The 14,617-nt window shown below is 59.8% G+C and carries 14 protein-coding genes and 1 tRNA gene; 6 read left to right on the top strand and 9 right to left on the bottom strand.

What is annotated here, in order from left to right; translation table 11 throughout:
* Window positions 1-427: 427 nt before the first annotated feature.
* Together SA190iCDA_RS10045 and SA190iCDA_RS10040 are read left to right on the top strand one after the other, a co-directional pair.
* Window positions 428-670, top strand: a complete 243-nt coding sequence (locus SA190iCDA_RS10045) for a hypothetical protein (RefSeq protein WP_083329838.1) — start codon at window positions 428-430, stop codon at window positions 668-670.
* 914 nt (window positions 671-1,584) lie between these two features.
* Window positions 1,585-2,061: a hypothetical protein gene (locus tag SA190iCDA_RS10040; protein ID WP_070886790.1), complete on the top strand. Its 477-nt coding sequence runs from the start codon at window positions 1,585-1,587 to the stop codon at window positions 2,059-2,061.
* 368 nt (window positions 2,062-2,429) lie between these two features.
* Here SA190iCDA_RS10040 and SA190iCDA_RS10035 read toward each other — a convergent pair whose 3' ends face one another.
* From SA190iCDA_RS10035 to SA190iCDA_RS10010, 6 genes are all read right to left on the bottom strand, one after another.
* Window positions 2,430-3,446 (bottom strand): replication initiator protein A, encoded by a 1,017-nt coding sequence (locus SA190iCDA_RS10035; RefSeq protein ID WP_083329837.1) that lies wholly within the window; start codon window positions 3,444-3,446, stop codon window positions 2,430-2,432.
* A 6-nt stretch (window positions 3,447-3,452) separates the two neighbouring features.
* Window positions 3,453-3,656: a helix-turn-helix transcriptional regulator gene (locus SA190iCDA_RS10030; RefSeq protein WP_083329836.1), complete on the bottom strand. Its 204-nt coding sequence runs from the start codon at window positions 3,654-3,656 to the stop codon at window positions 3,453-3,455.
* 136 nt (window positions 3,657-3,792) lie between these two features.
* Window positions 3,793-4,506, bottom strand: coding sequence for a hypothetical protein (locus tag SA190iCDA_RS10025; RefSeq protein WP_139159524.1), 714 nt, complete (start codon window positions 4,504-4,506; stop codon window positions 3,793-3,795).
* On the bottom strand, window positions 4,503-5,720 hold the full coding sequence (locus SA190iCDA_RS10020; RefSeq protein ID WP_070886789.1) for a tyrosine-type recombinase/integrase: 1,218 nt from the start codon (window positions 5,718-5,720) through the stop codon (window positions 4,503-4,505). Before SA190iCDA_RS10020 ends, SA190iCDA_RS10025 begins: the two co-directional genes overlap by 4 nt.
* 166 nt (window positions 5,721-5,886) lie before the next feature.
* Window positions 5,887-5,962: transfer RNA gene (locus SA190iCDA_RS10015), tRNA-Thr, on the bottom strand.
* 69 nt (window positions 5,963-6,031) lie between these two features.
* Window positions 6,032-6,871 carry a S1 RNA-binding domain-containing protein gene (locus tag SA190iCDA_RS10010; RefSeq protein ID WP_070886788.1) on the bottom strand — a complete coding sequence of 280 codons (840 nt, stop codon included), beginning with the start codon at window positions 6,869-6,871 and terminating at the stop codon, window positions 6,032-6,034.
* 155 nt (window positions 6,872-7,026) lie between these two features.
* Between SA190iCDA_RS10010 and SA190iCDA_RS10005 the strand changes: the two genes are divergently transcribed.
* Together SA190iCDA_RS10005 and SA190iCDA_RS10000 are read left to right on the top strand one after the other, a co-directional pair.
* Window positions 7,027-7,218, top strand: coding sequence for a hypothetical protein (locus SA190iCDA_RS10005; RefSeq protein ID WP_170833962.1), 192 nt, complete (start codon window positions 7,027-7,029; stop codon window positions 7,216-7,218).
* 229 nt (window positions 7,219-7,447) lie between these two features.
* Complete coding sequence (locus SA190iCDA_RS10000; protein WP_083329835.1) at window positions 7,448-9,655, top strand: LTA synthase family protein; 2,208 nt, start codon at window positions 7,448-7,450, stop codon at window positions 9,653-9,655.
* Window positions 9,656-9,664: 9 nt separating this feature from the next.
* On the opposite strand, the gene SA190iCDA_RS09995 is transcribed toward SA190iCDA_RS10000, so the two are convergent.
* Entirely contained in the window at window positions 9,665-10,384 is a 720-nt protein-coding gene (locus SA190iCDA_RS09995; RefSeq protein ID WP_070886787.1) for a substrate-binding periplasmic protein, read from the bottom strand.
* 85 nt (window positions 10,385-10,469) lie between these two features.
* The gene (locus SA190iCDA_RS09990) at window positions 10,470-10,877 is read right to left on the bottom strand and encodes a transcriptional regulator (RefSeq protein ID WP_070886786.1); all 408 of its coding nucleotides are present in this window, start codon (window positions 10,875-10,877) and stop codon (window positions 10,470-10,472) included.
* A 153-nt stretch (window positions 10,878-11,030) separates the two neighbouring features.
* On the opposite strand from SA190iCDA_RS09990, the gene SA190iCDA_RS09985 reads away from it, so the two are divergent.
* Together SA190iCDA_RS09985 and SA190iCDA_RS09980 are read left to right on the top strand one after the other, a co-directional pair.
* Window positions 11,031-12,806 carry a S8/S53 family peptidase gene (locus SA190iCDA_RS09985; protein ID WP_070886785.1) on the top strand — a complete coding sequence of 592 codons (1,776 nt, stop codon included), beginning with the start codon at window positions 11,031-11,033 and terminating at the stop codon, window positions 12,804-12,806.
* 66 nt (window positions 12,807-12,872) lie between these two features.
* A complete protein-coding gene (locus SA190iCDA_RS09980; RefSeq protein ID WP_083329834.1) occupies window positions 12,873-13,160 on the top strand; it encodes a hypothetical protein in 288 nt (95 codons plus the stop codon).
* Between the two features lie 39 nt (window positions 13,161-13,199).
* Here SA190iCDA_RS09980 and SA190iCDA_RS09975 read toward each other — a convergent pair whose 3' ends face one another.
* The gene (locus SA190iCDA_RS09975) at window positions 13,200-14,549 is read right to left on the bottom strand and encodes a DEAD/DEAH box helicase (protein WP_070886784.1); all 1,350 of its coding nucleotides are present in this window, start codon (window positions 14,547-14,549) and stop codon (window positions 13,200-13,202) included.
* Window positions 14,550-14,617 lie beyond the last annotated feature (68 nt).

The following is a 14,617-nucleotide window of genomic DNA, read 5'->3' as shown; positions in this document are numbered from 1 at the left end:
CTGCCCATCCTCATTTTCGTAAGCTGATCGGGAACCAAACCGCACTGCCCGGCAGTTTCGTTACCCGTGTGATTCATGGGTTGAGACAGTGGCAGGGGGCTCGGCCTGCGTCATCGCGGGCACTAGCCCATCGGACACACCCGCGTCATCGCATGTGTGCCCGGCCCAACGCCGACTACGTGTCGGGACCATCAACGACCAACCACTTGAGGAGAGAAGACAACCCAGCATGGTCAGCCAGACCCAATGGCAACCGAACCTGAGCGGACACTTAGGAACTCACTCGGAGAATCCGAGTAGGCGTGAACAGTCCCCGCCTGCATCTCATGCTAAGGGGGGCGAACAGGCACACAACGAACCATCTACGGATGGTGTGTCGCTGAACCGGAAACGGTCAGGAGTTCTTACACCTGATAGAGAGAATCCCATGAGCGAATTCGATGCGCAGAGCATTACTGCACGCCTCAAGGCCGAATCTAGGATTCGGAGAAAGCCCCGAACCTATGCCCAGCGTCGCTCATTGCTGGATAACTACAAGTACGAGCTTTTGCAGCTTGATTCAGCAGGTTGCAATGGCTCCGAACTGCAACGCTGGATAGCTGAAAAAGGCATCAAGATTCAGCGCTCGACCGTGCACCGATGGCTACATCGGAATCGCCTGAGTGGCTAAGTTTGCCAAGCCTGCAAAACAAGCCGCGTCCGTGATGAAAAGCCTCCAGGGCACTCACATCCGGTCAGTGGGCACCGTTCGCAATTATGAGCAACGCTTGGTGCGCATTACCGCTTACCTTCAGGAGCATCGACTCGGCAGCCTCCGTGAAATGACCCCCGCCCGCGCCCTTGAGTACCTACACCAAAGGGCGACCGTCGTTGGCCAGAAAACCTTGGATATGGAGCGCCAGGCTCTGCAAGCCATGATGCAGCATGTCACTCACCAGCTACCACCGGGCCAGCCCCTTGAAGTCATCAAGAGCACCGCAATAGGTCGCACAGGAACGACAAACCATCCTGCCTTGGGCCGCAGGCTGGCCGATCAAACGAGAGCCTACAACGGCGAACAAATGTCATTGATTGCAGCTCGTCAAGCTCCCCACAACGCCTTGGCGACAGAGATCGCGTATGCCGCAGGCCTCCGTGCCCATGAGTTACTCGGCCTTCGCAGAACGCACCAACGCGTACCGGATCAACGTCCTGCGCATGGGATGAAGTTTTCAGGAATTCGCGAATCGACCATCAGCTACACCGTTCACGGCAAAGGTGGGTTGATCCGCGAAGTCCGTATTCCAATTCCCCTAGCCCAGCGACTTGAGAGAGCCCGGCTGACAGAGCCACGCACTGTCAAAGATCGAGGAATCAACTACCAACAGTTTTACGAGATTGGGGGGGCCAGCCGTGGAGCAAAAGCGTTAGCGCAGCCTCCAAAGTCGCACTCGGGTGGTCGAACGGCGCACATGGACTGCGGCATACCTACGCTCAGGAGCGCATGGCGAAATTGCAAAGCCACTTAACGCGAAAGCAGGCACTGGCCGTGGTTTCGCAGGAAATGGGCCATTTCCGGCCGGAAATCACAGAGGTTTACCTGCGTTGAGAATAAACATCGACCCTACATGGATCAGCAGCAGCTTACTCTTCGTGATCGGCGTAGCGGTGATCGTGATTGGTGTTTTAGCAGTGATGCTCTTGGAAAGCAAAAAGTCCACAACGCGGCTCAAGGCGACGCTCGACGCGAGCGTGGAGCGACACAAAGCTCTGCTTAAGGAGCACAGCGACGCACTCAAAGAGATGGAGCTGCACCACATTGCCCATGTTTCTGGCATTTCCAAACGTCACCATCAAGAGATGGAAAGCCTGCGTGACATCCTTGCCATTTCTGACCAAGACCGCGACGTGGCATTGAGGGCCACCTACAGAGATCAAGAACAACTTCGGATAATGCAGGACCGGCTGGATCAGGTCTCCGCATTGATGGACTCTTGGGCCTCCGGAGGCGACGAAACAGCCTGTGCTGTAAGACATGCTCTGAATGCCGAGCGCTCTCGCGACTTTCACAACCTCCCATAGGCCAATTCATGAATCAGCGCGTCCCTGTCCCAAATCCGAGCGCTAGACAATAGTGCGTAGCTGAGCATTGGAAAAATTACGACCCGATGGAGATCTGGGCTACTGGCGACGATGCAAAGACCGCAGTCGTGAGACGAGCCTTCATGAGAGATCGTAATTTCTGCTCATGGCCAGCAATCAGCGCCAAGCCACAAATCAGCGATTTACAGAGTTTTTGAAGGGATTCAAAGCTTTAAGACTGAAAACCCCAGAAAAACCGTTATTTTTCAATGGCATGAGGCTATTAGAAGTGGGCAATAGACGGGCCATAGTGGGTAATCGACGGAAAATGGTGTGCAATGGACGGAACGTGGTGGGTAATAGACGGGTTATCCACAGCCCGAATCCCAACCCCGTCGCGTCATGATCAATTGCGGCCCGGATTGTCCAGCCTCCTCGCGTAACTCATACTCAGGGAGGTTATTCAACCTAATGAGACGTCTTAGGGTTCGACAAAACTCCTTAAAGCGAGTAACTCCGCTTCGCTCATATATCGTTTTGAATCCCCACCGAGCCCTATCATTCCCCGCTGCACGCCGGGCCAATCGATAAACAAAGCGTCCCACAGCAGATTCGATAAGAAAATACTCTGAACTCAGAGTAAGAACCGCAGATCTTGGACTGCGCGTCACCTGCAAATAGATCCAATTAGATAATTCAACTTCAACGCGATCAACTCTACCGCTGCCCGTGACGGAAAGCACACGATACCCACTAATAAGACCCTCACTTTTCACCTCTCGCATTAAGAGCTTTTCCTTACCTACAGCACGAGAAAATACGCTTTTGATTATGGTTCCCTTTAAGCGATCCAATGCTGACTCAACTCTTTCCGACTGACTACCACCATCGCCGCGCTTGCTAAATCTCAGCACATCCGAGACATGCATGGTAAAAATACGGCCCGGCATTGCCCCACGCCCGTTTTTAAAGCGATTCATAGACTCGGTCAAATGCGATAACAGCATCAGCACAATATCGTAGTCCCAAATCGTTGCCATCCCATCAGGCCCTGCTTTCACTTCGACATACCCATCTACCAAGTTGTAGCGTATTATTTCACCAGCACGCTTTTCCCTTTTGGACATGCGGAACAGTGCAACATCCATAAAGTGCCGACCATCTTTGATAGCAACACTGTCAGCTGATACAAAACAATCAACCAACTCAACTTCTTCCGGCTTTTTACTTTTATAAATTTCACGACGCCTAGCTTTAAACTCTTGCCATGACTCACCTGGACGCGCTTGATCTTGTATACACTTCCCACTAACCCTAGCCTCAACTTCCGCCCAAGACTCACCAGGGCGAGCCTCTCTTACGATACGCCCATGATCGGATGACAAATTGCATCACCCCTGCGACGCTTTAATTTTTTCAGCGATCCACGCATTCACACGTTCCGCTGGCCAAGCCACAGAGTTCGCACCAAGGGAAACGCCTGGGGGGAAATCGCCGGCCCGGATCAACCGGTAGATCTGAGATTTGCTAAGCCCTACCAGAGCACAGACGCCAGGCAGACGAAGCAGTAGAGGTGAGATTTGTTGACTAGCCATCTGGAAGGGTCTCCTTGGAACCGGATTGGATGGCTAGGGATTTAATGGCACCTGTGGCAGCGAGTCGTGGCAATTGCCTTTTTTTCAAGGAAATGCCAGAAATCCTCAAGAATCACGAACTTTTCGCTATATCACTCTAAATATCGCCTTTCATGAACTTTCCAAGGGTCTTGTGGCTTTTGGGCATTTCGACTTGAGCAGCGTCGGCTAACGATAGAATTGCCATGCATGGATTAGAATTCTTGCGTACCGAACGAATACCCAAAGCACGACGCTTGATAGCATCAGCTCGATTCTGAGCAACTGCATCAAGCCCTTGGACTGCATGAGCCGCATCAACTTCCTTAATCAACTCAACCAAGCCATTAATAATCAAGCTAATTGAATTAAGCTCTTTAGAACTAATAGCACTGCTGCCGCCACATTCTTTCGAATTAATCCCAACATCCAAGACAAACGAGCAATCTGAAACTCCCGCATTTTTTAACCATTCACTGAGAGCCGTCTTGGAGGAGTAAACAATGCTAGCAGGAACGTTAACGTACTCATATTCAGCATGACAAAAACAGCTAATAAACTGAGTACTACCGGAAGGCTCACACAAAGCTTTAAAATATTTGATCAATCCTTCATGATTTAGTACATAACCCCTGACTGATCTTTTTGATGAACCGACCCCACCAACCCAAAATAGCCGTTCGGGAAGCAGCTCTTCAGCACGACCTAAATATGCAAGAAACGCTTCATCCATAAGCTCGTGGAGGCCAAATGCAGCCTCAGGCAAACTGACCCCATGATAATTAGAGTACATAGGTAGAAGATCACACAAACGGATCAGTTCATCAGTCATGTATTTCGCTCCCCCGATACAGCGGAAACGACCACCCTGTTCGATGGTAATGAATCCAAAAGGTCCGCATACCACTGGAGCATCTCACGACGCCCCTCCAAATACTGGGCATGGTTGTATGTGCCGCGAATACTGTTTTTGTCCACATGCGCTAACTGAGTTTCGACCCATTCGCTGCGATATCCTTGTTCATGCAAAGTGGTCGACATCGTATGGCGGAACCCATGCCCTGTAGCACGACCGTCGTAACCAGAGCGCTTGAGTAGCTGATTTATGGCAGCCTCGCTCATGGGCTTGGCTGGATCGTTCCGGCCAGGGAATGCAAGGGTATAGCCGCCAGTAATGCCCTCTAACTCACGCAATGCAGCCACTGCCTGTTTAGGCAAAGGCACAGAATGCGCGCGGCGCATTTTCATTCGCTCAGCGGGGATGACCCATAGCTCTTTATCAAGATCGAATTCAGACCAGGGCGCTCCCCTCAACTCAGCAGTTCGTACCCCTGTCAGAATGAGCAGGCGGGTAGCGATTTTCACCACATCGTGCCCAGGACATGCCTGAAAGCTGTGTATCAAGTCGGGTAGCTCTGCGATGGGCAAGAAGGGGTAGTGTCGAGACGTTGGGGTTTGAAGCGCCCCTCCAATATCTGCGATGGGGTTGTACTCAACACGTCCAGTGGCAATCGCAAAACGATAAACCTCTTGGCAACGCTGCCGAACCTTGCGCAGTTTTTCGAGAGCGCCCCTGGACTCGATACGGCGGAAGACCTGCAACCACTGCATGGGCTTGATTTCAGCTAACGGGAAAGACCCGACTTGCGGAAAGATATCGAGTTCGAAGGCCTCGATTACATCAGTGGCATAACCTGCTGACCAACGAGGCGACTTGTGCTGATGCCACTCCAACGCCAGGCTTTTGAAAGTATTCGCACGTGAGACCGCTGCCTGTGCTCGTGCAACCTTTCGCTCAAGCCCAGGATGTCGCCCCTGTGCCACAAGCTGACGGGCCTCGGAGGCATGCTGTCGCGCCTGCGCAAGAGTGACCTTTTCGATGGTGCCAAGCGAAATGTGTGACTGCTTGCCATCTAAGCGGAATCGAAAGCGCCACGACTTGCCACCCGCTGCACGAATCCAGAGAAACAAGCCTGCCCCGTCGGCAAGCCCATAGTCCCTTTCACGTGGAGCGGCATTCTTAACCTGTAGTGCCGTCAAAGGCATGCTGAGTACCCATGGATTATTGAACCACGATAAGGTACTCGTACAGGTACTCAAAGGACAAGCGCTGGGATGGAACTGGATGGCACCGCATGAAACAGAAAGCCCGCACTAGGCGGGCTTCTGGGGGATTTCATGCGACTGCTTGGCACTGCATGAATCTGTTGACTGGTGCCGGAGACAGGAATCGAACCTGCGACCTTCGCGTTACGAGTGCGCTGCTCTACCGACTGAGCTACACCGGCGGGGCTCGCATTATTGGCAAGCGCCGCGTGCCGCTCAAGTGCTTTTTTGCGGCGCCTGCCGTGGTGGGGCTACTTGACCAGTTCGATGCGCTCGTCATGGATGCGGATCAGGCCCTGCTTGTACAGGCCGCCGATGGCTTTCTTGAAGTTGCCCTTGCTGACCCGGAACATCGCGCTGATACGCTCCGGCGCGCTCTTGTCGCTCAACTCCAGCACCCCGCCACTGTCACGCAGGCGCTGCAGGATCTGTTCCCCGAGGCTGTCAGCGACTTGCTGGCCGACCGGTTGCAGGGCGAGGCTGATCTTGCCGTCGCTGCGCATTTCCTTGATGAAGCCCGGCTGGCGGATGCCGCCACGCATGTAGCCGATCACTTCGTTCTTGTGGATCAGGCCCCAGTGCTTGCCGTTGATGATCGCCTTGAAGCCCATGTCGGTGGGCTCGACCACCAGCAGGTCGACCTCTTCGCCAGCCTGGTAGGTAGCCGGCACCTTGTCCAGGTAGCGATCCAGGCGCGCGGTGGCGGTGATGCGCCGGCTGCGCTTGTCGACGAACACGTGCACCACGCAATAATCGCCGATCTGCAGCGGACGTTTTTCTTCCGAATGCGGCAGCAGCAGGTCCTTGGGCAGGCCCCAGTCGAGAAACAGGCCCACGCGGTTGATGTCAACCACCTTGAGGCTGGCGAACTCGCCGACCTGCACCCTGGGCTTGTCGGTGGTGGCGATCAGCTTGTCTTCGCTGTCCAAGTAGACGAACACGTTGAGCCAGTCGTCCACCTCGCTCGGCGTCTCCTTGGGTATGTAACGCTTGGGCAGCAGAATCTCGCCGTCCGGCCCGCCGTCGAGGTACAGACCGAAGTCGGTGTGCTTGACGACCTGCAAGGAATTCATACGTCCGATAACAGCCATGGTACCTACCCTCGTTTTCAGGCCGGCAGTGTACCCGACTCGCCGCTGGGAAACCCGACCGGCTACCGCGACCTCATCCATTGGTCATCGAATGAACAGCTGAGCGCTCAGCAGTGATACAATAGGCGGCCATCTTGATGACTCGAGTAGGCAATATGACCGTCATGCGCGTCAAAGCATCCCACAGCAAAGCCAAGCCCGCCCCTGCGGTGGAAACCAGTGAATCGATCGACGCTCAGGTAGCGGCGTTTCTCAAGTCCGGCGGCAAGATCCAGGAGATCGCCAAAGGCGTCAGCGGCCAGACCAATGGCCCCGCCAGCCGGCACATCACCATCTCCAAAAAGTGATTTTCTGCATCGACCTGCCGCGCCCCACGATGGGCGCCAGGTCGGCAGTCCCCCTCGCCCGCCCGGGCAATGATTTGAACGACTTATTTCCCGTCTTCAGCGCTTGTTGCTGGCGATGAGCACATGCATGTTTCAAAATGATGTCAGTGTTTTTTCAGCTTCGAGCCCTTAGTCGATCCAAAGGCCTGCTGAAAGCCATCGTCTGTCGATCATCGTTTAAGGAAGATACGTGCGTTCTCTCAGCCCCTGGCTGCAGCGCCCGACCAGCGTCCTGCTGGTACTGGTTATGCTGTTCATTGCATTGCCGTTACTCAGCCGCTACTCGCTGGGCTGGTCCCACCCGTTCGGTTATCTCTCCGACCTGGCGATCGGCAGCCTGCTGCTCTGGCTAACCCTGCGCCGCCGTCTGTTGCTGGGTATTCCACTGGCGGTGAGCTGGGTGGTGCTCAACCTGGGTACCGTCGAGCTGGTCAGCGCCGTGGGCCGCATGCCCGAGCCTGCCGACCTGCATTACCTGACCGACCCCCAGTTCCTCAGCCACTCGACCCAGGGCGGTGGGCTCACTCATCCCTGGCTGGCCAGCGCCTCGATCCTGGCGGCCCTGGCGTTCCTGCTCCTGCTCGCCGCTCGGCCGCCCGTGCGCAAACCCTCGCTGGCCTGGCTGCTGGCCCCCCTGGCGCTGCTTGCCGCCCACGCCGTCTACCAGTACCGTAGCCCCAGCGAAGCGGACCAGTGGGTGCAGTTCAACCTGCCCCACAAATGGCTGGCCGAAGGGCTCAGCTTCGCCCAGCTGGAGGTCGAGGACTGGATGAGCCGCGGCCAGCCCAACAGCCCGCCGGACATCACCGGCCTGACCCGCCTGGACATGGACGGCGCTCCGCTGCTGGGACCAGGCCGCGCGCGCAACGTGCTGATCGTTACCCTGGAAGGCATTCCCGGCGCCTATATCGACGCCAGCCGTCGGGCCATCGGCAGCCCTTATCAGGCTGACCTGATGCCGCGCCTGAGCGCCTGGGCCGAGCGCGGCATGCTCACCAGCGACTACGTGCTGCACGCCCACCAGACCATTCGCGGCCTGTATGCGATGCTCTGCGGCGACTACGACAAGCTGGCCTCGGGAACGCCCAAGGGCCTCGAATTGCTGGGCAATGCCGAGCGCGCCGCCCAGTGCCTGCCGGCCCAGTTGCGCGACAACGGCTTCAGCACCCACTTTCTGCAGGGCGCCGGGCTGCGTTTCATGGCCAAGGACCAGATCATGCCGCGCATGGGCTTCGACAAGACCCTGGGCCGCGACTGGTTCCGCAACACGCCATACCTGGACTTCGCCTGGGGCATGGACGACCGCGCCTATTTCGAAGGCGCCCTGAGCTACGTCGATGGCCTGCGCAAGCAGAAGACCCCGTGGATGCTGACCCTGCTGACCGTCGGCACCCACCAGCCCTATTCCGCGCCGGCCGATTACCTGGAGCGCCATGACAGCGCCAAGCAGGCCGCCATCGCCTACCTCGACGACGCCATTGGCGATTTCCTCGACGGCCTGCACCAGCGCGGCGTGCTCGACGACACCCTGGTGGTGGTGACCTCCGACGAATCCCACGGTATCGAGAACGTGCGCCTGGCATCGGCCTGGGGTTTCAATCTCATGCTGGCGCCCGAGCAGGCCCAGTTGCCTTCGCTCAAGGGCGGCGTCTACGGGCATATCGACCTGACCGCCTCGATTCTCGACTACCTGGCCCTGCCGCTGCCGGCGAACATCGCCGGGCGCTCGATGCTGCGTGACTACGCCCATGGCCGGAAGATCATCTCCTACACCAACGGCCTGCTGCGCGAGCACGACGGCCAGGGCACGCTGACCGAATGCAACTTCCAGCAGGTCTGCCGGCGCTACGCCAGCCCGGGGTTCATCGCCGAGCACGCCGAGTACCTGGGCCGCGTCAGCGGCAAGCCGGCGCGCCAGGTCAGCCTGCGTGCCGAGCTGCTGGATCGCTCGTTGACCGATGGCCAGGACAACCAGGTGCTGCAGTTCGCCAGCACCGAGCGCATTCGCCTGCGCACCACACCGGGCGATGACTGGGCCGACAACCTGATCGGCGCCCAGTACCTGGAGCTGCCCAAGGGCACCCAGACCCGCGTGACCCTGGAGATCAACGCGCTGAGCATGAGCGAAGCCGGCGCCACGCTGCGCCTGAAGACCAAGGAATTCGACCGTGACGTACTGATCAACGTGCCGCCGATACCGCGCTTGAAGAAGGGCCAGCCGGTCGAGCTGAACTTCGCCTTCGACAACCTGGATACCCGCAAGGCGTTCTCCTTCCACCTGCTCGGCGAAGGCCAGGGGGCCATCGAAATCACCGATTTCCGCGTCGAGACGCGCCCGATCGAGACCGAGATGCTGGCTGCCAAGGTCGAGGAAGAACCCGAGCAACTGACCCAGTGACGAGACGGCTCAATACAGGGCGTAGCGGCGTTCGATTTCCCCGTACTCACCGCTGGTGATGATGTCGGCAAGCCCCCGGTCGAAGCGATCGCGCATCGATCGATCACGCAGCCCCAGCTGGTAGGACGTTGGCGGGAACAGCGGGTACTCGGTGATCGGCTGGCTGACATCCACCTGGTGATACACGTCCCGGTTGAAATAACGCAGGATCCGTCGGTCGGCGACCACCACGTCCACCCGGCCGCTGTACAGAAAGCGATTACGGGCGATCTGCTGGGCCTCCTCGTGATAACGCGGATTGGCCTCGGCCATGCGCTGGAACTCCTCGCCCAGCATCACCCGCGCACGCTGGAAAGCACGCACCGAATAATGGCCCAGGTCGGCAATCCGCTCGATCCGGTAACCACGGGCTTTCAGGGCCACGGCCACGTTGTCGTAACGGATATAGGGCTGGGAATAAAAGCTCGCCACGCCGCTCTGGCTGCGCGTGGTGGCGATGCCGTCGAGCTCGCCACGCCCCAGCGCCCGGTGCAGGCGCTCCATCGGCGCGTAGGACGGCACCACCTTGATACCGGCTGCCCGGGCAGCGGCGACCACGATGTCGTACTCGAGCCCCCTGTGCTCGCCCTCGAAGATATAAGGCGGCTTGTGCGTCCCGAAGCCGATGCGCAGCTCATCGGCCGTGGCATTGATCGCCACCAGCAGCAACCCGATTGCCCACCCTTTCATCGCCAACCTGCCTTCGCCGCCGATCCTGCCCATGGCCTGGCAGGTCAGCGCGTGTATGCACGGTCGCAGCCAGGGCGCAGGGGTATCAGACCAGCGTCGCCCGTGGCGCCAGCCCATCGAACACCTCGGGCGTCAACGCCGCCAGGCCATGGCGGTCGAGCACTTCACGGGGGTGTTCCTCGCCCGGGAAGGTGCTGTCGATCATGCTCAGCAGCTGCGCACCGCGCGGGGTGAGCACGAAGTTCTCGCCATTGCCGCCCTCGGCCTCGGGGCGTGGTGCGATGAAACCGCCGTCGAGCAGCGTGGCCTCGTAGTCGTCGGCCTGGGCCTTGAGCGAATCGAGGTTGTCGATCGGCTTGCCGGCCTGCTGCAGCGCGTCTGCCAGTTCCTCGGCGCAGCGGCGTGGCACGAATGGCTGGCCGGCGCCATTTTGCACCTCGTGGAGCATACGCTCGACAAGATCCCAGTTATGGGTTTGCGGGTGAGTCGTCATCGCCTGGTCTCCTCTTGTTTTCGGCGCTTGGCGCGCCTGTAGAGGTGTGACGCCTGGGTCGTGGACAAGGTTCGGGCTATCTGCCGAACGCAGCCTGAACCAAGGCCTGCGCCACCAGTCTGAGGCGCATCCCCCTGCACAAAGGATCTCTGCATGCTCCGCCGGCCCCTGCTGCGCCCCGTCTTCAGCGCTCTGCTCGTGGCGAGCATCGCGCCCTCGGCACTGGCGGCCGAGCCGCTGCGGCTCAAGCACCTGTATCGCTGCGAGGACGCGCTCGACACCCAGCGCCAGACCTTCTGCCTCACGGCTCGCGGGGTGTCCGACGGCCAATTGCAGGTAGTGCTCGATGGCAAGGCGCTGCCCGCCAGCGCCGTCAGGCGAGGAGATGGGCTGCGTATCACACTTGAGAGCAAAAGCTACCAGAGCGGCCCGCTGTGGCTGAAACAGGGCAACCAGGTGAGCAACCCGGTGTGGCTGTCGATGGCCGGCAGCCACGTAGTGGCCGCCAGGCCAGGTGAAGTGGCAGAGAACATGGACGGTCTCAACACCTATGTCGACCTGGTCAGTGTGGTCATCGAGGAAGATGCCCAGGGCCTGGACACCGCCAAGGCGCTGGCCAGGAAATATGGCGCCGAGGTGGTCGGCGCGATTGCGCCGCTCAATACCTATCAGCTGCGCCTGCCGGCCAAGGACCTGGTTCAGCGTGACGCCATGGTGCTGCGCCTGGGCAGCGAGCTGAGCGTGGACGCCGTGGTGATCGAGGAATCCTCCGCCGAGGAGCAGGAAGCGCAGGCGGGCGCGAGCCAGGAAGATCAGTTGGGCGAAGAGGAATGGGCCGCCAACCGCTTCGTCGATGCGGTCAACTATTACCAGCGACGGATTCCCTCCAAGCGCTCGCCCATCACCACCAAGCCGGTGCGCATCGGCTTGATCGAGCGCAACGTCGATTTCGATGCGCCGGACTTCAGGGATTACCTCGGCGCCGCCGAGCGCCAGGGCCATACACCGCACACCCGCCTGTACAGCCGCGACGCCGACAAGCCGGACGGCCACGGCTCCACCGTGGCCGGCATCCTCGCCGCGCGCTGGAACGATGGCGGCAACACCGGTTTCCTGCGCGGCCTGGACGGCGCCGGCCCGGGCTTCGAGGTGATCGTCGACCGCAACTCCGACGCCGGCATCACCGCCAACATCGCCGCCTCGGTCAACCTGGTCGAGGACGGCGTGCGGGTGCTGAACTGGAGCTGGGGCATTCATCGCATCGGCGCCAAGAACATTCACGGCGACGAGGTCGACTCGCTGGTGCGCTCGGGCGTGGCCATGAGCGGCTACGAAGAGCTGCTGGAGGAATTCTTCCTGTGGCTGCGCCGCGAGCACCCGGATGTGGTGGTGGTCAACTCCGCCGGCAACGGCGCCTCGTTCTCCGGTGCCGACGATTACCGCCTGCCCTCCTCTTTCGTCACCGAGCAGCTGTTCGTGGTCGGTGGCCACCAGCGCAGCGAGCACAAGGATGTCGCCGTGGATGATCCGGCCTACGTCACACGGCGCAGCTCATCCAACGTCGACACCCGCGTGGATATCACCGCCGCCGCCTGCGTGCGCGCCTCCACCGCCAAGGAGAACCAGCAGGGCAGCGTGCATTGCGGCACCTCCTACGCCACGCCGCTGGTGGCGGGCGTGGTGGCCGCGCTGATGTCGATCAACCCGGACCTGCACCCCGATCAGCTGCGCATGCTGCTGCGCCGCAGCGCCATGACCATAGGCGAAGAATTCGATTTCGAGCCTACCGATGCCGACGACCTGACCGCGCCGATCCTGCCGTCGGAACGCGGCTTCGACCTCAACGACAAGGACATCGGCCGCTCCGCCAGGCTGGACATGCAGAAGGCCCTGGACCTGACCGTCAGAAGCCTGAACAACAAGCAGTAACACGCCCTGAACCTTGACGGCTGGCGGCACTCAACCGCTCGAATGGGAAGGCGTGAGGATTGGAGCATGAGCAAACATATCGCACCGCTTTGCGGCCTGGCTCTCGCCCTCTACGGCGTGGGCCAGGCGCAAGCCTGCACGGCCGACGAGGCGACGGCCAAGGCCCAGGAACTGGCGGCCAAGATCGAGGAAATTACCCAGCGCGACCCGGAGCGGGCCGCGGTACTGCGCCAGGAGCTGAAGCAGGCGCAGCCGCAAAGCACCGGCCAGCATGCCACCGACTGCGATGCCTATGACCAACGCCTGCAGGAGCTGGAAGACATCGGCGGCGAGGTCGAGGAACAGGTGCGGTAACCGGTTACCGGCAGTGGCTGCCGGTGACCGGAGTACGCATCAGGCGTCGGTCGACGGCGCCTTGCGCTTGAGCGGCGCCAGCCCGTCCTGGCTGACCAGGCCGGCATCGCTCTTGGGCTTGTTCACCGTGTTGCGCTTGGCCGGGGTTTTCGCCGCGGGTTTCTTGGCGATCTTCTTGCCGGTTTTCGGGTCGACCTTTTTCTTCTTGGTGCCGGCAGCCTTGCCGGAGGCCTTGAGGTTCTTCGGCCCCTGATAGCTGCCCTTGAGTTCCTTGACGCTACGTTTCTCGAAGCGCTGCTTGAGGTAGCGCTCGATGCTCGACATCAGGTTCCAGTCGCTGTGGGTGATCAGCGAGATGGCCAGGCCTTCGGCGCCGGCCCGACCGGTACGCCCGACGCGGTGCACGTACTCGTCACCGGAGCGCGGCATGTCGAAGTTGATCACCAGATCCAGCCCTTCGACATCCAAGCCGCGGGCGGCCACGTCGGTGGCGACCAACACCTTGACGGCGCCCTGGCGCAGGCGGTCGATGGCCAGCTTGCGATCCTTCTGATCCTTCTCGCCGTGCAGCACGAAGGTCTTGAATTCCTTGGCCACCAGCTTGCCGTACAGGCGGTCGGCCTGGGCACGGGTGTTGGTGAAGATGATCGCCTTGTCGTAGGTTTCGTTACTCAACAACCACTCGACCAGCTGTTCCTTGTGATAGCTGTGGTCGGCGGTGATGATCTGCTGGCGGGTGCCCTCGGCCAGTTCGCTGACCCGGTTGAGCTGCAGGTGAGTGGGATCACGCAGCACCTTGCCGACCACCTCGCGCAGGCCAGCGCCACCGCTGGTGGCAGAGAACAGCAGGGTCTGGTGCTCACGGCCGCACAATTCGGCCAGGCGCTGCACGTCTTCGGCGAACCCCATGTCGAGCATGCGGTCAGCTTCATCGAGCACCAGCACCTCGACGTCGTCGAACAGCAGGTTGCCGGCGTTGGCATGCTCGATCAGCCGGCCAGGGGTGCCGATGACGATATCGATCTTGCGCAGCATGGCGGCCTGCACCTTGAAATCCTCGCCGCCGGTGATCAGCCCCGCCTTGATGAAGGTGTACTGGGCGAAGCGCTCGACTTCCTTGAGGGTCTGCTGGGCCAGTTCGCGGGTCGGCAGCAGGATCAGTGCACGCACGCTGACCCGGGCATTGGAACTGCCGTCACCGAGCAGGCGATTGAGCATCGGCAATACGAAGGCGGCGGTCTTGCCGCTCCCCGTCTGGGCGATCACCCGCAGGTCCTTGCCTTCCAGTGCCGGTGGAATGGCAGCGGCCTGCACCGGGGTCGGCTCGGTGAATTTGAGCTCGGCCACGGCTTTGAGCAGGCGTTCATGCAGGGCAAATTGGGCAAACACGGGGGCAACCTCGATGCAAATGCTAAATCAGCCGCATAGGTTACCGCGTTCGCGCCTCGGGGCCGAAT

The organism is Pseudomonas argentinensis, assembly GCF_001839655.2.
Lineage (GTDB): Bacteria > Pseudomonadota > Gammaproteobacteria > Pseudomonadales > Pseudomonadaceae > Aquipseudomonas > Aquipseudomonas argentinensis_B.
Note: the sequence above shows the minus strand (reverse complement) of the source record. Positions and strands in the feature narration are given on the sequence as shown.